This is a genomic window from Polaribacter sp. Hel1_33_96 (assembly GCF_002846595.1).
Lineage (GTDB): Bacteria > Bacteroidota > Bacteroidia > Flavobacteriales > Flavobacteriaceae > Polaribacter.
This window is the reverse complement of record NZ_PJMV01000001.1, coordinates 1352021-1371370: the sequence shown is the minus strand read 5'-3', so window position 1 is coordinate 1371370 and position 19350 is coordinate 1352021. Positions and strand designations below refer to the sequence as shown.

Annotated in this window: 19 protein-coding genes; 5 read left to right on the top strand and 14 right to left on the bottom strand. The window is 30.3% G+C overall.

Annotation, left to right across the window (positions count from 1 at the left end; all coding sequences use genetic code 11):
- Positions 1-22 precede the first annotated feature (22 nt).
- Positions 23-2290, top strand: coding sequence for an aconitate hydratase (locus ATE90_RS06125; RefSeq protein WP_101451041.1), 2268 nt, complete (start codon positions 23-25; stop codon positions 2288-2290).
- 296 nt (positions 2291-2586) lie between these two features.
- Here ATE90_RS06125 and ATE90_RS06120 read toward each other — a convergent pair whose 3' ends face one another.
- Positions 2587-3450 carry a hypothetical protein gene (locus ATE90_RS06120; protein ID WP_101451040.1) on the bottom strand — a complete coding sequence of 288 codons (864 nt, stop codon included), beginning with the start codon at positions 3448-3450 and terminating at the stop codon, positions 2587-2589.
- A 181-nt stretch (positions 3451-3631) separates the two neighbouring features.
- Positions 3632-5836 carry an endonuclease MutS2 gene (locus ATE90_RS06115; RefSeq protein WP_101451039.1) on the bottom strand — a complete coding sequence of 735 codons (2205 nt, stop codon included), beginning with the start codon at positions 5834-5836 and terminating at the stop codon, positions 3632-3634.
- Between the two features lie 128 nt (positions 5837-5964).
- Here ATE90_RS06115 and ATE90_RS06110 point away from each other — a divergent pair, with 128 nt between their 5' ends.
- Positions 5965-6627 (top strand): uracil-DNA glycosylase, encoded by a 663-nt coding sequence (locus ATE90_RS06110; RefSeq protein ID WP_036786268.1) that lies wholly within the window; start codon positions 5965-5967, stop codon positions 6625-6627.
- 58 nt (positions 6628-6685) lie between these two features.
- Here the strand turns inward: ATE90_RS06110 and ATE90_RS13535 are convergent, their stop codons facing one another.
- The 9 genes from ATE90_RS13535 to rlmD all read right to left on the bottom strand — a co-directional run bounded on the left by ATE90_RS13535 (position 6686) and on the right by rlmD (position 13465).
- A complete protein-coding gene (locus ATE90_RS13535) occupies positions 6686-6823 on the bottom strand; it encodes a hypothetical protein (protein WP_156105381.1) in 138 nt (45 codons plus the stop codon).
- A 17-nt stretch (positions 6824-6840) separates the two neighbouring features.
- Positions 6841-7701 carry a substrate-binding domain-containing protein gene (locus ATE90_RS06105; RefSeq protein WP_036786270.1) on the bottom strand — a complete coding sequence of 287 codons (861 nt, stop codon included), beginning with the start codon at positions 7699-7701 and terminating at the stop codon, positions 6841-6843.
- The gene (locus ATE90_RS06100) at positions 7702-8571 is read right to left on the bottom strand and encodes a nucleoside phosphorylase (RefSeq protein ID WP_036786272.1); all 870 of its coding nucleotides are present in this window, start codon (positions 8569-8571) and stop codon (positions 7702-7704) included.
- Positions 8572-8928: 357 nt separating this feature from the next.
- Positions 8929-9252: a translation initiation factor gene (locus tag ATE90_RS06095; RefSeq protein WP_036786274.1), complete on the bottom strand. Its 324-nt coding sequence runs from the start codon at positions 9250-9252 to the stop codon at positions 8929-8931.
- 120 nt (positions 9253-9372) lie between these two features.
- Positions 9373-10320: an isopenicillin N synthase family dioxygenase gene (locus ATE90_RS06090; protein ID WP_036786276.1), complete on the bottom strand. Its 948-nt coding sequence runs from the start codon at positions 10318-10320 to the stop codon at positions 9373-9375.
- 60 nt (positions 10321-10380) lie between these two features.
- Entirely contained in the window at positions 10381-11085 is a 705-nt protein-coding gene (locus tag ATE90_RS06085) for a DUF6048 family protein (RefSeq protein ID WP_036786278.1), read from the bottom strand.
- Complete coding sequence (locus ATE90_RS06080; RefSeq protein WP_036788184.1) at positions 11066-11521, bottom strand: DUF6452 family protein; 456 nt, start codon at positions 11519-11521, stop codon at positions 11066-11068. Before ATE90_RS06080 ends, ATE90_RS06085 begins: the two co-directional genes overlap by 20 nt.
- Before the next feature lie 4 nt (positions 11522-11525).
- Positions 11526-11816: a 4a-hydroxytetrahydrobiopterin dehydratase gene (locus tag ATE90_RS06075; protein ID WP_036786280.1), complete on the bottom strand. Its 291-nt coding sequence runs from the start codon at positions 11814-11816 to the stop codon at positions 11526-11528.
- A gap of 194 nt (positions 11817-12010) precedes the next feature.
- Positions 12011-13465 (bottom strand): 23S rRNA (uracil(1939)-C(5))-methyltransferase RlmD, encoded by a 1455-nt coding sequence (rlmD, locus tag ATE90_RS06070; protein WP_036786282.1) that lies wholly within the window; start codon positions 13463-13465, stop codon positions 12011-12013.
- A 204-nt stretch (positions 13466-13669) separates the two neighbouring features.
- Between rlmD and rocD the strand changes: the two genes are divergently transcribed.
- Together rocD and ATE90_RS06060 are read left to right on the top strand one after the other, a co-directional pair.
- Entirely contained in the window at positions 13670-14947 is a 1278-nt protein-coding gene (rocD, locus tag ATE90_RS06065; protein ID WP_101451038.1) for an ornithine--oxo-acid transaminase, read from the top strand.
- Positions 14948-15058: 111 nt separating this feature from the next.
- Positions 15059-15499, top strand: a complete 441-nt coding sequence (locus tag ATE90_RS06060; RefSeq protein WP_235317732.1) for a DUF5362 family protein — start codon at positions 15059-15061, stop codon at positions 15497-15499.
- 345 nt (positions 15500-15844) lie between these two features.
- Here ATE90_RS06060 and ATE90_RS06055 read toward each other — a convergent pair whose 3' ends face one another.
- From ATE90_RS06055 to ATE90_RS06045, 3 genes are all read right to left on the bottom strand, one after another.
- Positions 15845-16177: a CCC motif membrane protein gene (locus ATE90_RS06055; RefSeq protein WP_101451037.1), complete on the bottom strand. Its 333-nt coding sequence runs from the start codon at positions 16175-16177 to the stop codon at positions 15845-15847.
- Between the two features lie 13 nt (positions 16178-16190).
- Complete coding sequence (locus ATE90_RS06050; protein ID WP_036786287.1) at positions 16191-16466, bottom strand: DUF2752 domain-containing protein; 276 nt, start codon at positions 16464-16466, stop codon at positions 16191-16193.
- A gap of 204 nt (positions 16467-16670) precedes the next feature.
- Positions 16671-16994 carry a YbaB/EbfC family nucleoid-associated protein gene (locus ATE90_RS06045; protein ID WP_036786289.1) on the bottom strand — a complete coding sequence of 108 codons (324 nt, stop codon included), beginning with the start codon at positions 16992-16994 and terminating at the stop codon, positions 16671-16673.
- Positions 16995-17138: 144 nt separating this feature from the next.
- On the opposite strand from ATE90_RS06045, the gene ATE90_RS06040 reads away from it, so the two are divergent.
- Positions 17139-19238, top strand: coding sequence for a S9 family peptidase (locus ATE90_RS06040; protein WP_036788188.1), 2100 nt, complete (start codon positions 17139-17141; stop codon positions 19236-19238).
- The last annotated feature ends 112 nt before the right edge of the window (positions 19239-19350 follow it).

The following is a 19350-nucleotide window of genomic DNA, read 5'->3' as shown; positions in this document are numbered from 1 at the left end:
CTCTTAAAAACTTATATATAATATGGCTTTTGATATTGATATGATTAAGCAAGTGTACGCTTCTATGTCAGAACGTGTTGACGCTGCTCGCGAAATTACAGGAAGACCTTTAACGCTTTCTGAGAAAATTTTATACACTCATTTATGGGATGGTAATCCTGAAAAAGCATTTGTAAGAGGAAAAGATTATGTGGATTTTGCTCCAGACAGAATTGCTTTGCAAGATGCTACTGCACAAATGGCATTATTGCAATTCATGCAAGCAGGTAAAAGCAAAGTAGCAGTCCCTACAACGACACACTGTGATCATTTAATACAAGCTAAAAACGGAGCAAGTACAGATTTACAATCAGCTTTAAATACCAGTAATGAAGTATTTAATTTTTTAGAGTCTGTTTCTAATAAATATGGTTTAGGTTTTTGGAAGCCAGGAGCTGGAATTATACATCAAGTAGTTTTAGAAAATTATGCATTTCCAGGAGGAATGATGATCGGTACAGATTCACATACAGTGAACGCTGGAGGATTAGGTATGATTGCAATTGGAGTTGGTGGTGCAGATGCTGTGGATGTTATGGCAGGTATGGCTTGGGAATTAAAGTTTCCAAAACTAATTGGAGTAAAGTTAACTGGGAAACTTTCCGGTTGGACTGCACCAAAAGATGTTATTTTAAAAGTAGCTGGTATTGTTTCAGCGAAAGGAGGAACTGGAGCTATTGTAGAATATTTTGGTGAAGGCGCAAAAGGAATGTCGTGTACCGGAAAAGGTACCATTTGTAATATGGGCGCAGAAATAGGAGCAACAACTTCTACTTTTGGGTATGATGCGTCTATGGAACGTTATTTGCGCGCTACAGACAGAGATGATGTGGCTGATGCGGCTAATAAAGTTAAAGAATATTTAACTGGTGATGCTGAAGTATATGCAAATCCAGAACAATATTTTGATCAAGTTATCGAAATTAATCTATCAGAATTAAGTCCGTTATTAAATGGACCATTTACACCGGATTTATCTACAAAAGTAGGTTCAGAAATGACTACTATTGCGAATAAAAATGATTGGCCATTAAAAGTAGAATGGGGTTTAATAGGTTCTTGTACAAACTCTTCTTATGAAGATTTATCTAGAGCTGCTTCAATAGCCCAACAAGCAATTGATAAAGGTTTAGGTACAAAGGCTGAATTTGGAATTAATCCGGGTTCTGAAAAAGTACGTTATACAGCCTCTAGAGATGGTATTTTAGAAGTTTTTGAAAACTTAAATGCTAAAATTTTCACAAATGCTTGTGGGCCATGTATTGGTCAATGGGCTCGTTATGAGGATCCTAAAAATGCACCTAAGAATTCAATAATTCATTCTTTTAATAGAAATTTTGCAAAACGTGCAGATGGTAATCCTAATACACATGCTTTTGTTGCATCACCAGAAATGGTTGCAGCCATTACTATTGCTGGAAGATTAGATTTTAATCCGATGACGGATAAATTAATAAACAGAAATGGGGAAGAAGTAATGTTAGATGAACCAACGGGATGGGAATTGCCTCCAAAAGGTTTTGAAGTAAAAGATGATGGTTATTTAGCGCCAGAAGAAGATGGAAGTGGAGTTGATATTAATGTAAATCCAGATTCTGAAAGGTTAGAATTATTAACAGCTTTTACTCCTTTAGGAAATGATTTATCTGGAGTGAAATTATTAATAAAAGCGCATGGAAAATGTACAACAGATCATATTTCTATGGCTGGACCTTGGTTGCGTTACAGAGGTCATTTAGATAATATTTCTAACAATTGCTTAATTGGTGCAGTAAATGCCTATAACATGAATACCAACTTTGTAAAAAGTCAGTTAAATGGAGAATATGATGCTGTCCCAAAAACAGCTAGAGCCTATAAAGCTGCCGGAATTAATACAATTGTAGTTGGAGATCATAATTATGGTGAAGGTTCTTCTAGGGAACATGCAGCTATGGAGCCACGTCATTTAGGTGTTGCCGCAGTGTTGGTAAAATCTTTTGCTAGAATACACGAAACAAACCTTAAAAAACAGGGTATGTTAGGGTTAACTTTTGCTAATGAAGCTGATTATGATTTAATTCAAGAAGACGATACTTTTAATTTTATAGATTTAAATGAATTTACTCCAGGGAAACCATTAAACCTAGAAGTTGTCCATGCTGATGGAAGCAAAGACATGATAATAGCAAATCACACTTATAATAAAGGACAAATAGAATGGTATAATGAAGGGTCCGCGTTAAATCTAATTAAAAAGCAAAACGCTTAAAATAAAATATTTTGATATAGAAACTCCTGAAGAAATTCAGGAGTTTTTTTATGCAAATAAAAAATGCCAACATAGTTCTAACTAAAATTTCGCAACAACTAAACAACCAGTTGTTAAATTTATTTAGCATTAATTTTCAAAGGTATTTTATAGATTTTTCATTCCTTTTAATGCAACTAGTTTATATTTTATTAACCTTTAATTTATCAAAAATAAAATCGATAGTAAAAAACAGATATTTAACTTTTTTCATTAACATATTACAAGTCAAAAAAAGAAGTGACTAAGTAGTCTTGTTATTTAGTTAAGACTTGTTGTAGTGAAAAATTAATACACTTTTCGAATTCTTCCTTAGATAAAGAAAGAAAATCTCCAATTCCTTTGTGCCTATTTGGGTTATAGTATCTAGTAAATCTTTTTAAATTAAAGAATGCTCCTTTTGTATCTTCAATTATGTCAGAGGCATTAAATACAGGTGAAAAATCTTTTATCTCTTTTTCTTTAGTCCAAAGTACATTTCCTTTTTTATTAGAGGCTATAATCATTATTTTCACTTTGAATTGTATAGATTTTATCTTATTATTTTTATGGACTTTTGCTGTAAATTTTGAGATTCCTAAGTTATCGAAATGTATTTTTATTTCATAATACTCATCAGCTTTAAATTTGACCCTTTTTAGTTTTTTATTTGGCAAAGAAAAGGATAGTTTATTTTTTCCAGTAGCATTTGTGACTACATTACCCATCATACCCAAAGCTTTACCGAACATTTTACCTGCCTTTGATTTCTTTTTAAAATAATTCACAGTTTCTGCATCTGTATTGGTTGCTATGATTGCAGATAAGCCTGATAATAATTTATCGGTCTCTTTGGAATTAAACATTTCATAAGTATTTACATTATTAGGGTTATCAAGTCGATTTCTCTCTAGAAATCTTTCATCAACTTTATCCCTATACATAGCATACCCCATTTTATGCATAAAAATTGAGTTATCAGCATTTTTAACCAAAGCACGCTCCATCAAATCTTCATCGACATTTAATTGAACTTTATAAATGAACCCTTTTTTTTCAAAAATTTCACTATTGTTTTTAATTGAAAAAGAAAATAAGAATACTGATATTATTGAACAAAGAAATAATTTGCTTTTAGTCATTTTTTTAAATTAGGAGATTAGTAATTGTTACTTATTGTTTGAATTTTATATTTATTGACGAAATGTACGAGATTCAATGAGTAATGATAAATTACTTTATTGGTTTCATAGACAGTCTATTTTTGTTTAAATATAGAAATAAATATTTTAATAATCCATAAATCAATAAACAACTATAAAACTATTTTGCTTTCTGAACGAGCTCTATTTTTTCTAAAGAAGTTTTGGTTGTAAAAATACCGTAATTAATGGTGATACTTTTTTTATCAATTTTATCAATGGTACCAACAGAATTTGAATCTATAATTCTTACTTTGTCATTTATTTTATAAATATAGGTTGCTTTTTCTTTGGCTATTTTTACTTCTTCTTGTTTCTTTTCCTTGCGCACTTCAACCACTTTTTCTAAAACCTCTTTTTCTACTTTTTTAATCACATCTTGAAGTTGTTTTTCAACAAACTTAGCTTTTTGTTTCTGTGATTTTGTTTTCGGATTTAAAGGATTTTTTTTCGCATATTTAACCTTTTCATCAACCACCCATTTATTAAAATTGGTATTCAGTTCTTTCTTGTTGTTATTCTGAAAGTATTTGTTTAAAAATTCATTAATTTTTCTTCCTAAAGAAAGCATTCTTTGGTTATTGTCATATAATTCTTGAAATCCCGCTAATTTTAACTGAATTTTATCTTCCTTTTCTTGTAAACTTTCTAAATGCTCTTGTCCCTTCGATTTCTGCTTTTCTAAATTATCAGAATTTCTCTGTAATTTGGTTCTTTCTTTTTGCAATTTAGAAATGGTTTTATCTAAACGGACTTTTTCAGTATCTACACGTTTTTTTGCTTTATTGATAATGCTAAAAGGAATTCCGTTTTTTTGCGCCACTTCAAACGTAAAAGAACTTCCAGCTTGCCCTATAAATAATTTATACAAAGGTTCCAGACTGTGCTCATCAAACTGCATGTTTGCATTGGTAACATTCTCTAGTTCGTTTGCTAATACTTTTAAATTGGAGTAGTGGGTTGTTATAATTCCGAAAGCTTTTTTCTCATAAAACTCTTCTAAGAAAATTTCTGCCAATGCACCACCCAATTCAGGATCTGAACCTGTACCAAATTCATCAATTAAAAAAAGTGTTTTTTCATTACATCTGCGTAAAAAATAACGCATATTTTTTAAACGATAACTATAGGTACTTAATTGGTTTTCAATAGATTGATTATCTCCTATATCTGTTAAAATAGTATCAAAAATATAGGTTTGACTGCGTTCGTCCACGGGAATTAAAATACCACTTTGCAACATTAATTGTAATAAACCAATCGTCTTTAAAGTGATACTTTTTCCCCCAGCATTTGGACCAGAAATAACAATAATTTGTTGTTTTTCATTCAACTCTATAGACTGGGAAATAGTTTCTAAATTTTGTTCTTTATTTTTTCTCCATAAAATTGGATGCAATGCATTTTTAAAAAAAACTCTTTTTTCTTTCGTAATTAAAGGTAAAATAGCATTTATTTCTCGTGCATATTTTGCTTTCGCACCTACTAAATCTGTGTGCACTAAAAAAACCAAATATTCTTCTAAAAGAGGTGTAAAAGGACGAATAGTTTCGGCTAGTGTTCGTAATATTTTAACAACTTCCTGCTTTTCTTCATACACTAAATTTTGAAATTCTCTGCTATAGGCAAGTGTTGCTTGTGGCGCTATATATACAATATTACCAGACTTTGAAGATCCTAACAAGCTTCCCGCAATTTTACGTCTATGCATTGCAGAAACGGCTAAAACACGTTGATTATCTACAATGGTTTCTTTAATATCATCTAAATACCCTGCTGCAATAGCTTTTGACAAAGCACTTGAAAAACTAGCACCAATTTTACCACGAATATTATTAATGTCTCTTCTAATTTGTTTTAGAACAGAAGAAGCATTGTTTTTTACTTCACCAGAAATATCAATGATCTTTTTAATTTCGTCATCTATATAAGACGTAAATTCTATTTTTTGAGAAAGCTCATAAAAAGTAGGAAACTGAATTTTAAATTTCTTGAAAAATTTTATTAATTCATTTACGGTTAAAGAAGTAGTTGCAATTTTTAAAAAGGCTTCTGTATCTAAAAAACTATTTTCTATTGCCAAACGTTTTACACTTTCTGTAATATTGTCAAAACCATGATTTGGCACTCTATTTTCACTTTGAAAAGAAGATAGGTATTCATTTACCAAATGCAACTCTACAAATAGCTGTTTTCTGCTACTTATGGGATGAATTTCACGCACACTTTCTTTTCCTAAACCAGAAATACAATGTTCCGATACATGCTGTAAAACAGTCAAAAATTCTAAATCCTGTAATGTTTTTTCTGAAATATTAGTGCTCAAATTCGTAATTTTGATATATTAAAGATTGTAAGTTCGAGTATCGTTAAAATAAATAAAAAACAACTTTCCACGTCACTCTAAAAGAAATTGTATATAATTATTAATCTTTGTAACAAAAATAAGAAACAATGACGCTAAAAATGGCTGTTAGCTGGAAAAATATTTTACAAAACGAATGTGAAAAACCATATTATAAAAATTTAATCAATTTTGTAGAAAAAGAATATAATCATCATCAATGTTTTCCAAAAAAAGAAGACATTTTTGCTGCATTTAAATTTTGTTCTTTGAACGACCTGAAAGTAGTTATTATTGGTCAAGATCCTTATCATGGAGAAAACCAAGCAAATGGTTTGTGTTTTTCTGTAAAAGACGGAATTAAGCATCCACCCTCTTTAGTAAATATTTTAAAAGAGATTGCTACAGATGTAGGTAAAAAATATCCACAAAGTGGAAATTTAGAAAAATGGGCAAAACAAGGAGTTTTGCTTTTGAATGCCACTTTAACCGTAAGAGCTCATGAAGCTGGAAGTCATCAAAATCATGGTTGGGAAACTTTTACGGATCAAGTAATTTCGAAAGTTTCTGATGAAAAAGAAAATGTAGTTTTTTTACTTTGGGGCAAATTTGCAGAAAGTAAAATAAAATTAATAAACATGGACAAACATAAAGTGTATATTGCTCCGCATCCTTCACCTTTAGGTGCTTGGAGGGGTTGGTTTGGGAGTCAACATTTCTCTAAAACCAATGAATATTTGAAATTTAATGGAAAAAAGGAAATTGACTGGTAAAAAAAAATCCGCTTAAAAAGCGGATTAATTGAATTTAAAATTAAGAAACAAGTAAATTTTATAATAGATCAACTTGTTGTAATGTTGTTTGAATAGTTATACTATCTGCTAAACCACAAGATTGTGATGTGCTTCTACAAGATGAAAAACAAATGATTCCGATAATACAAACTGCAATAAATACTGCTTTTTTCATGGTAATTTTTTTACAAGTTAAACATACATATTTTTTATGAAATTGCCCGAGATTTGCTTTTCTTTCATAACGTTAAATTGAACCATTTTATTTTGTATTCGTGTTATTAAATTTTTGGTAATAGGTTTTCCATCATTCCATTCTGTAATTTTTAACCATTGCTGAATGTCTTCTAATTGTTGCTCATATCTATTTGCCAAAGTTTGATCAATGGCAAACCTCTTTTTAAAGTATTTTGTTTCAAAATTTATAATATCTAAAACTTTTTTTACATCCTCAAAATTATTTTCTAAAACTTCATTTCTAACTGCGACAACAAAACAAGGCCAAGGAGTTGGGCAATCATCAATTCTTCTAAAAACTCCTTGGTCTACCAAAGGCTTTGTGGTAAAATGTTCCCACATAAAATAATCTGCTTCACCGCTGGTGAGTGCATTAATTCCGCCTTGTAAATCACCAACTACTTTAAATTTTAAGCCAGTAATATCCCAACCTTGGTTGTATGCATTTACAATAGCCATTAAATGAGATCCAGATCCAAACCGACTAATAGCAATTACAGCATGTTCTAAGTCATTAATTTTTTTGAATGATGATTTTTCACCCACATGAATCCCCCAAATTAAAGGCGTTTTTACAAAGGTCTGTACAATTTTAGATGGATTGCCTTCAGCAATATCTTTAATAATTCCTTCTGTTAATACAATAGCTATATCAACTTCCCCAGAACGCAATGCTGCGCACATTTCTCCAGTTCCTCCTGGAAAATCTTGCCAACGTAAGTTGATGTTATGATTACTATATTCTTTGTTTTTTAAGGTAACATACCATGGATAGTTAAAATGCTCTGGAACACCACCAACTTTTAGGTTTGTCATTTACTCAGCTAGTTTCTCAAGTGTATATTCTATTAGATTGGCTATGACTTTCCCTGGATTTTTACTAAAAGTTCCATTAGCTCTATTTGCAATAATTGCATTGATAGAGCAAGCCTTATGACCTAACAATTTCGATAAACCATAAATAGCAGAAGTTTCCATTTCCAAATTGGTAATTCTATCTTCTTTAAAATGAAAGCTATCTATTTTATGGTTTAAATCAGGGTCTTGCAACGCCAACCTTAAAACTCTCCCCTGAGGTCCATAAAATCCACCAGCAGTCGCTGTAATTCCTGTATATGTTTTTTCTGAAGTAATTTTATTTCCTAACTCACTAGAATTTTGAATGACTAAAGGATGTGCTTTTTTAGAACTCCAATTTGTATGTGCTACAAAAGCCTTTTCTATTTCTATATTTGAAATTTCGTCAATTTGATAGGAGTGAAGCAAACCATTTAAATCTAATCCATGAGAACTTACCACAAAAGAATCTACAGGAATATCTGCTTGTAGAGATCCAGAAGTACCAATTCTAACAATATTTAAAGAAATTAATTTTTCTTTTGGTTGCCTTGTTTCTAGGTCAATATTTACAAGAGCATCTAATTCGTTTAAAACAATATCTATATTATCGGGACCAATTCCAGTAGAAATAACTGAAAATCGTTTCTTTTTATAAGTTCCTGTTGTGGTTTTAAATTCACGTTTTTGAGTGGTGAATTCTATTGAATCAAAGTGTTTAGATATTTTATCTACTCTATCTTGATCACCAACAAAAATAATATTATCGGCAATATTTTCTGGCCTTAAATTTAGATGATAAATACTTCCATCAGGATTTAAGATTAATTCAGATTGTTGAATACTCATTTAAGATATAATTTGTAACATTTTTCCCTCATTATAAGATAAAAAACTGTGTATATTAGAACCTCTAAGATAAGAAATAAGATTTCTTCTGTTCCTATAAAATTGATTTGATTTCTAATAATTACTTAATTTATCGCGATAATTTTATGGGGCTTAAAGTAGTAGGTAAATTCTTGAAAGTTTCCATACGACACCCTTTGAAAATCTTTAAAATTATAGATTTCTTCAAGTTATATAAGTTTAGAAATTATTGACTATTGTTTTTTTTAATAATTTTTAAAACTATCTTTTTACTTTAATTAATTCAGTTTAAAATACTGTAAATAGGACAATAATATATTTTTGCATGGTACATAATTAACCTCCAACTCTTTTTACTTTAAAACCTTTTTCTTTTAACATATCCATAATCTTATCTCTATAATCTCCTTGAATAATAATTTTATCATCTTTAAAACTGCCACCAACACTTAATTTTGTTTTAATTTCTTTAGCAAGCATCTTAAAATCTGAAGTTGCTCCAGTATAGCCCTCTAATATTGTAATTGGTTTTCCTTTTCGTTTTTCATATTTACAGAGTATTGGAGCATCTTGTAACCAAATACTTGGTTTCTTGATCACAGGTTCGGCAGTTTCTTGATGCTCAGGAAACAAATTTTTTAATTGATCTTTAAAATCCATACTAGCCCTTCTTCAGCTCCCAAAAAGGAAGCAATTCAAATCGAATGTTTTGATTTATATTTTAAGTAATAATTTTTTATCTATTTATGCCTTCTTTGCTTATAGATAATTATAAACATTTTACTTCTTTAAGCCTAATTCTTTTAAACGTTCTTCTAAAAATGCACCAGCAGTAATATCCTTAAATTTTTTAGGATTATTTTCATCAATACAATTTTCTAACACATCAAGTTTCATATCGGATACAGGATGCATAAAGAATGGTATAGAATATCGTGAAGTACCCCACATTTCTTTTGGTGGGTTTGTAACTCGATGAATTGTAGATTTTAATTTATTGTTGCTATGTCTAGAAAGCATATCACCCACATTAATCATAATTTCATCTGGCGCTGCCATGGCATCAATCCAATCTCCTTTATGATTTTGAACTTGTAAGCCTTTTCCTTGAGCGCCCATTAATAAAGTAATTAAATTTATATCTCCATGCGCTGCTGCTCTTTCTGCACCTTTTGGTTCACTTTTGATTGGCGGATAATGAATTGGGCGCAAAATACTATTTCCATTTTTTATATAATTATCAAAGTAGGTTTCTTCTAAACCCAAATGCAAAGCCAAAGACCGCAGCACATATTTTGCTGTTTTTTCTAGCATTTTATAGGTTTGTTTTCCTACTTCATTAAATTTAGGCAACTCTTCTACATCTATATTTTTGGGATATTCTTTTGCGTATTTAGAATTTTCATTCACATATTGTCCAAAATGCCAAAACTCTTTTAAGTCTCCTTCTTTTTTTCCTTTAGCAGATTCTTTTCCAAAAGAAACATATCCTCTTTGGCCTCCAATTCCTGGAATCTCATATTGTTCTTTTATTTCTGTTGGTAAATCAAAGAAGTTTTGAATTTCTGAATAAAGGTTATCAACTAATTTTTCATCTAAAAAATGACCTTTTAAAGCAACAAAACCAATATTTTCATAAGCATGTCCAATTTCATTAATAAATTTTTGCTTTCTACTTTCATCATTAGATAAAAAGTCGGTTAAATTAACGCTAGGTATTTTGTCCATTATTTATAATTTTAAAAATGTCATATAAATCTACTAAAAATTAATAACAAATAGTAGGTTTTATTTCCTCTTAAAAGGAATTAAGTAACTTATGGTATAATTAAAACCAAAACCAGTGCTACTTTCGAAGATTCTGTTAAATCCTGGCGAGAATAAAGTTTTAAAATTCTCTGGTTCTTTCGCACTCATTAAGACTTTATAGGAAACACTGGCACTTAAAAAAAGGTTTTTAAAAGTTTCTACTTTAATTCCAAATACAAATTCAGACCAATGTGCATTCAAACTAGATGCCGTAATTGGCGTATTTATGCTATTTGAAGGAAAATAAGTGCTATTTACATTGGGAGTGTAACTATTTAAAGTTTGATCAAAAAGACTAAATCCGTACCTATATCCCAATAAGATTTCATTATTCATATCTAACCAATTTTCATAAACATTGTAGTTAAAACCAAGACGTAAATAACTTCCTTTTGAAGTGGAATTTGTATAATCTTCTTCTGATGTCTTTTCTTCATAACCCATTTCTGTGGCTATAAAAAAACGTTTAGAAATTCTATAATCTCCAACAATTTCAAAACCACTGTATAGACCATTAATACTCGACAATATGGGTTTACTAATATCAATTCCAATACGAATTCCGTAAGGTGATTTATAGATTATTGTGTCTTTTTCAGTTTCCTTAACGGTTGTCTTTTGTTCTTGAGAAAACCCATTCACAAAAACAAAAAGAAAATAAAAACTAATGAAATATTTGCACATGCGCTTCATTTTGATGATCGATAGTGGTAACTGCTTCTGGCGTAAAATCTGAAATCCAGGTATTATCTGATAAAAAAGTCACCTCATTAAAAATAGCTCTGAAACCACAAGAGCGAGAAATATACTCATCTTCCGGGGTATATTTTATGGTAAATTGATTAATCGTATTTCCTTTTGAAAAATTATACACTGTTTCTGTAGCTAAACTATTTAATGGTATGTATATAGAATCTGCACTAATGTCTTCGAAAATAGTATCTTTTCCTTCCGCCCAAATATAAAAAGAACTCACACTTTTTAAGGCTTCTCTATTGTTTGCATCATAAAAACGTAGCACTAAATTTGGAGTAATCGGATTTTGAACACAAAAATCATCTTTCTCACAAGCAGAAATAATAATGATTGATAAAAAAATAAATATAATTATTTTCCTCATAAAACTAATCTTCAACTTCTACAATTTTATTAATCGCTTCTGCTAATTCAAAATCTAATGCTGTAACACCCTGTGCATCATGTGTTTTTAAAGTTATATCCAAAGTGTTATAGATATTTGTCCATTCTGGATGATGATTTAAGGCTTCACATTCAAAAGCAATTCTATTCATGGCAGACATACAATCTTTAAAATTATCGAACTCAAAATCTGTGTGTAATGCATCATCATAAAAATCCCAATCTTGCAGAGATTTTAATCTTTTACTAATTTCAAAGTCTGTTAATTTTTTCATCTTTTTGATTTTTATACTCTTAAAAAGGTTTATTTCTAGATCCGTTTAACTAAAAATTTACAATCACTTATGATTTTAATTACGGGTTCGTATATGAATTTAATGTATTCTTAAACTTATCTGTTTTTTTTGTCCTGCTAAAATAGTCGCATTTTCATAAATAAAACCAAATTCTTTATAAATTATAAATTCATTTAACATTTTTCAAATAAAACGACAGTCTCTATATGGGCAGTATGAGGAAATTGATCTACCAAACTTATCTTTTTTAGTTGATAACCAGCTTCTCTTAATAACTCTGTATCTCTTGCTTGTGTCGCAGGGTTACAAGAAACATACACCATTCTGTCTGCATTTAAATTGATTATTTTTTGTAAAGTTTTTGGTGCAATACCTGCTCTTGCAGGATCTAAAATTATCGTCTTTATTTTACTTTCATATTCTGGGTGATTCGTTAGGAATTTACCAACATCTGCTGCATAAAACTGTAATCCTTCTATCTTATTTCTTTTGGCATTTTTTTGTGCATCCTCTATGGCAGAAGCAACAATATCTACGCCTACAATCTTAGCATTATCGCTTCTAGAAGCAACAATTTGTCCGATAGTTCCTGTTCCACAAAACAAATCCATAACCACTGTATTATCTACTTTAGACTTATCTTCTAAAACGTATTCTACTACTTTGTTATATAATTTTTCTGCACATTTTGGGTTTGTTTGAAAAAAGCTTTTCATACTAATTTCAAAATTTAAACCTAATAGTTCTTCAACAATTTTGTCTTTTCCGTAAACCAAATTTATACTTCCAGAAGTCGCAATTGTTCTATCTCCAGTTTCATCGTTTATGGTATGTAACAAACCTGCTAAACGTTCTCCAAAAAGACCTTTTAAAAAGGACGCAAATTTTTGTAGATCAAATTTTTCTAAATCGGGAGATGTAGTAACTAAATTACATAATAACTCATCTGTTTTGAAGGATTTACGAACAACAAAATATCGAAAAAATCCTTCTTTTTTTGGTCCATGCCAAGGTTCTAAACCTGTTTTTATACAATACGATCTTATGTTCTTTAAATTGTCTTCCATTTGCTTATCAAACAGACCAGAATCTTTTTCCAAATTATCGCCCATCCACCAAACACCACGTCTTTTAAAACCTAATGTAAATTCATCTTTATCTCTTTTTGAAACTCTATCGTACCCAATAGCAGAGAAACCATATTCCATTTTATTACGATAATGAAATACATTTGGAGACGTAATAAATTCGTCAAATAGATTTTTTATATTTTCTACTTTACCAATTCTTTCAAAAAGAGATAACGTACTTTCTTTTTTATATTGATGCTGAAATTCTATTGGTAATTGAATATAGGGTGCACCTGGAATGTCTTGAAACGGTACTTCTACCTCATTTTCAGAGGATTCTAAAACATCAATCAATTTAGCTTCTGCATAATTTTTACTAGACTTACTTATTTGCGCTTTCACCAATTGGCCAGGTAAAGTGTTAGGAACAAAGACAACGAAACTACCTTCCTCGGATTTAATTCTTGCAATTCCTTTTCCTCCAAAAGCGTAATCCTCAATTTTTAATTCTAAAATTTGATTTTTTTTTACAAATTTATTTCGTTCTCTGCGTGGCATTCTTTCAAATTTAATGAATCGCAAAATTAAGAAAATTTAATGCATAGTCTATCAGATAAGAATTTATTTCATTTCCAGATATTTCACTACTTTTGTAAAACTTCGGGGATGATTTCTTTCCCACGCTGAATTTTCAGTTTTTACTGAAAGGATAAAGGTAGAACAGGAATGGTTATTTAATTATAAACATTTAAAACGAAAAAAATGACTGTTTTAGACAAGTTAACTTCGGAAGAAGCAATTGCATTAGAAAACAACTATGGCGCACACAACTATCACCCATTACCAGTGGTGTTAAGTAGGGGTGAAGGTGTATATGTTTGGGATGCAGAAGGTAAAAAGTATTATGATTTTTTATCAGCATACTCTGCTGTAAATCAAGGGCATTGCCATCCTAAAATTATAGATGCCATGGTACAGCAAGCAAAAACCTTAACCCTAACATCACGTGCTTTTTATAATGACATGTTGGGAAAATACGAAAAATTTGCAACGCAACTTTTTGGTTTCGACAAACTATTACCCATGAATACAGGAGCAGAAGCTGTAGAGACTGCTTTAAAGTTAGCAAGAAAATGGGCCTATGAAGTAAAAGGAATCGACGAAAACAATGCTGAAATTATCGTTTGTGAAAACAACTTTCATGGAAGAACAACGACCATAATTTCTTTTTCTAATGATCCTGTAGCAAGAAAGAATTTTGGACCGTATACAAAAGGATTTATAAAAATTGAATATGATAACTTACAATCATTGCAAGAAGCTTTGGAAAGTAATCAAAATATTGCCGCATTTTTAGTAGAACCTATTCAAGGTGAAGCTGGAGTATATGTACCTTCTGAAGGATATTTAGCAGCTGCAAAAAAAATGTGTGCAGCTCATAATGTATTGTTTATTGCCGATGAAGTGCAGACGGGAATAGCAAGAACGGGCAGACTTTTAGCAACTTGTGGTAATTGTTCTTGTGAAGAAAAAAACTGTTCTGGAACTCCAGAAGTCAAAGCAGATATTTTAATTCTTGGAAAGGCTTTAAGCGGAGGAGCATATCCAGTTTCTGCTGTTTTAGCAAACAATCATATTATGGATGTAATTCAGCCGGGAAATCATGGTTCTACATTTGGTGGAAATCCTATTGCCGCAGCAGTTGCAATGGCTGCGTTAGAAGTAGTTGCTGATGAGAAATTGGCTATTAATGCTGATGCATTAGGAATTATTTTTAGAGAAGAATTAGCAGCTTTTGCTAATGAAAATGATCTGGTAAAATCTGTAAGAGGTAAAGGTTTGTTAAATGCTGTTTTAATTAATGATACAGAAGAAAGCTCTACTGCTTGGGATATTTGTATGAAATTAAAAGACAATGGCTTATTAGCAAAACCAACGCACGGAAATATTATTCGTTTTGCACCACCTTTAGTAATGAACAAAGAACAATTAATGGATTGTATTTCCATTATTAAGAAAACAATTACTGAGTTTAAATAATCAGTTACTACCAATAAAATGTGAGCCCTATAATCATAAAATTAAATTTGTGATTATAGGGCTTCTTTTTTTTGTTTATTTTTGAAGTAATAAAATTATAGTGCTTATAAAATGATACATAATCCAATAACAGAATTAGAGCAATTAACGTTAACTGGTGCCTCAAAAACTTTTTTAAAAGAAACGGCTAAATGGACTAAGTTTTTAGCAATTCTTGGTTTTGTGTTCATTGGTTTTATGCTCGTGTTAGCAATATTTACAACTACTATTTATGAATATGCCGTGATAATAAAACCAGATTTACCAAGAGGTTTAGGATTAGTAATGATGATTACCTATTTGCTATTAGCTTTTATTTACTTTTTTCCAGTATATTATTTATTAAAGTTTTCTAACCAACTAAAAAAAGCATTGTCTACAAAAAATGATGAGATTTTAGCAAAAGCTTTTGAAATGTTAAAATCGCATTACAAGTTTATAGGAGTGTTTACAATTATTACTATTTCTTTATATGTGCTATTAGCTATTGTTGCAATGATGGGAGCATTATAGGCTACTATAAATATAAAATTCTATTGTTTTTTGATTAGTAGTATCCTTTTTCTTTGCAAATATACCTCCTAAAACCGATTTAATTTTATTTTCGAGAATTCCTTGTTCTTTTGTCTCAATCTTTTTGGAGCCAATATTGATGATGCCTTTAAGTTTATTATTACTCTTATTAATTAATTTTATTTTTCAATAAAAAACTTTGCTAAATTAGCATTAGCTTCTTTTATATTTATGAAAACTATGAATTCTGATATTGTTTTTGTAACATTAATTATAAAACTATTAGTAAAAAAAAATGCAACTCCATATGGAATTGCATTAATAGATAATGTTGATTAATACTCTTTATTCACCCAAAACCTCATTCATTCTTTGTTGCATTAATTCTGGATTTTGTAAGTTTTCCAATCCAATTTTGTAAAATGCCAGAATAATGAAGATTATAAAAATTAGATTTAAAATGATGCCCACAACACCTAATGCTTTACCCGCATTTGCATTCCCTGAACCTTTATAGTCTTTAGGATTTTCATGGTACACTTTTAAAGCTTTGTTTCCTAAAACAAAAGCGATAATACCTAAAGGCAAACCGATTACTCCATAACAAATACAAGTTACTACTGATAAGATTCCTAAAATGAGCGATGTGGTTGCATTTGGTAAACTTTGTCTTTCCATTTTTTATGTTTTTTTAGCGTGTAAATAGATATTTCATTTTGATAAAGTAACTAATTACGATGACCAAGACATTTATGGCAGCAAAAATAATAATAATTTTTCGACTTTTTTTAAACTTGAATGCAAAATCCAGTAATAAAAAAAATGCAAAAAGTACGAGTGTGTAAATTGCAGGATAGCTCTTAAAAGCAGCAATAAACTCCCCTTTTACCAAATGAATAAATCCTCTTTGTATGCCACAACCTAAACAATCAATTCCGAAAAATTGTTTGTTTAAGCAGGGTAACATGTAGTCTTCTATCTTCAAAAGTATTTTTAAATTATGTAAACAAATTGTTTAATTTTATTTGAAAGTATTTTCTAAAATGTAAGTTGAAATAATTTTTAATGTTTTTTTTCGATAGCTTGCTTAAGCATTAAAAGTCTTATCATTGATGCATATTTTATTCAATTCCAAAATACAATATTTTGGAATTGACAATATGTGATAAAATTATTTAAACATATCCATTCCTGGAATATTTGGCATCCCACTTTTAGCAGCTACTGCCATTTCATTTTCGTTAATTTTTGAAGCTTTTTGAAGTGCTTTATTTAAGGTTAAAATTAAATAATCTTCCAATTCTTCAGCATCTGTGAATAAACTTTTATCAATATCAATAGCTTTTATTTCTCTATTGGCTGTTAAGGTTACTTTTATTTTACCGTCTGCACTCACTTCATCTAACATAACAGTATCCAATCTATGTTTGGTTTCTTCCACTTTTTGTTGTGCTTCTTTTAGTTTATTCATCATTCCAGAAAGGTCTCCAAACATAGCTGTTTTATTTACAATTAAATTTAAATCAAAATTAGTGAATTGTGTTGGAATGCTAACTACAAAAAAATGAGAAAATTATTGCTTATCTCAATGCTTTTAAGTCTTATTTTTGCAAGTGCTTGTATAAATGAAATTAAAGATATGAAGAGTACAGATGCAAAGTACCCTGTTGCTGATAGGCAGCCTGAAAAATTAGAAAAACACGGAGATGTTAGAATGGATAATTATTTTTGGATGCGTTTAACGGATGCTCAAAAAAATGCTACAGAGAAAGATCAGCAAACCCGAAAAGTAGTTGATTATTTAGAAGCAGAGAATACCTATTACAATAAAGTAACGGACTATACTAAAGACTTTCAGAAAGATTTATTTGAAGAAATGAAAGGTAGAATTAAAGAAGATGATACTTCCGTACCTTATAAAGAAAATGGTTATTTTTATATAACACGTTATGAAATAGGAAAGCAATATCCAATTTATAGCCGAAAAAAGGAAACTTTAGATGCAGCAGAAGAAATCCTTTTTAATGTAAATGATGCCGCCGAAGGGTATGATTATTTTCAATTAGGTGGTTTAAATATTTCTGAAGATAATAAACTCATGGTTTTTGCAACCGATACGGTGAGTAGAAGACAATATTTTTTACGCATTAAAAACCTAGAAACAGGAGAAATTTATAAAGATATAATTAAAAATACCACAGGTGGTTCTGTTTGGGCAAATGATAACAAAACCATTTTTTACACAAAGAAAAATCCAGAAACCTTGAGAAGCGAAAAGGTTTTTAGACATGTATTAGGTACACCAACTTCAGAAGATGTAGAAGTTTTTCATGAAAAAGATGATACTTTTGGTACGTATGTAACTAAATCGAAATCTAATGACTTTATAATCGTCGGTTCTTATAGTACATTATCTACAGAAGCACAGTTCTTAGACGCCAACAATCCAAACGGAAAATTCACCATTTTACAAGCAAGAGAAAAAGAGTTAGAATACAATGTTGCGCATTATAAAGATCATTTTTATTTATTAACCAATAAAGATGGTGCTACCAATTTCAAGATGATGAAAACACCTGTTTTAGCCACAGGTAAAGAAAATTGGGTAGATGTTATTGCACATAGAGAAGATACCTTATTAGAAGATTTTTCCATATTTAAAGACTTTATAGTAATTGAAGAACGTACCAATGGATTGAATAAAATACGCATAAAACGTTGGGATCAAAAGGAAGATTTTTATTTACCTTTTGATGAAGAAACATATGCTGCTGGTGTATTTCCTAATCCAGAATTTGATACAAACGTTATAAGGTATTCCTATAATTCGTTTACAACGCCAAGTTCTGTTATTGACTTCAACATCAGAGATAAATCGCAAGAGGTTAAAAAAGAACAAGAGGTGTTAGGCGGAAAGTTCAAAAAAGAAAACTACAAAAGCAAACGAATTTGGGCAACTGCAATAGACGGTAAAAAAGTGGCTATTTCTATAGTATATCATAAAAATACTAAGTTAAATGAAAATACACCATTATTACAATATGCATACGGTTCTTATGGAGCTACAATTCCAGATAGTTTTTCAACCACACGTTTAAGTTTATTAGATAGAGGTTTTGTTTTTGCAATCGCGCATATTAGAGGAAGTCAATATTTAGGAAGAGATTGGTATGAAGATGGTAAAATGTTTCACAAAAAAAATACGTTTACTGATTTTATAGCTTGTTCTAAATATTTAATTGATAATAAGTACACCTCTGCCAAACATTTATACGCCATGGGAGGTTCCGCCGGAGGATTATTAATTGGTGTTGTTGTTAACCTGAATCCAGAATTATACAATGGTGTTATTGCCGCCGTGCCATTTGTGGATGTCATATCGACTATGTTAGATGATAGTATTCCATTAACCACAGGAGAATATGATGAATGGGGTAACCCTAATAACAAAGATAGTTACGACTATATAAAATCGTATTCACCCTATGATCAGGTAACTGAAAAAGCATATCCAAATATGTTAGTGACCACGGGGTATCATGATTCTCAGGTACAGTATTGGGAACCTGCAAAATGGGTCGCGAAAATGCGAGCGCTAAAAACAGATACCAATTTATTAATGTTAGATACCAATATGGATGCCGGTCATGGAGGAGCATCTGGACGTTTTGAAGCATTAAAAGAAACAGCAAAAGATTACACTTTCTTTTTAGCGCTTGAAAACAAATTAAAGGTATAGCCAATTAAGCCTTAAAATGACTTTTATAATTCCGCAAGGAAGTGTATTTTTGTGTTCAGAAGAAGGGAAACGTCTTTGCAGAAGTTAAGAAGCAATCTTTATTTAAATTAAT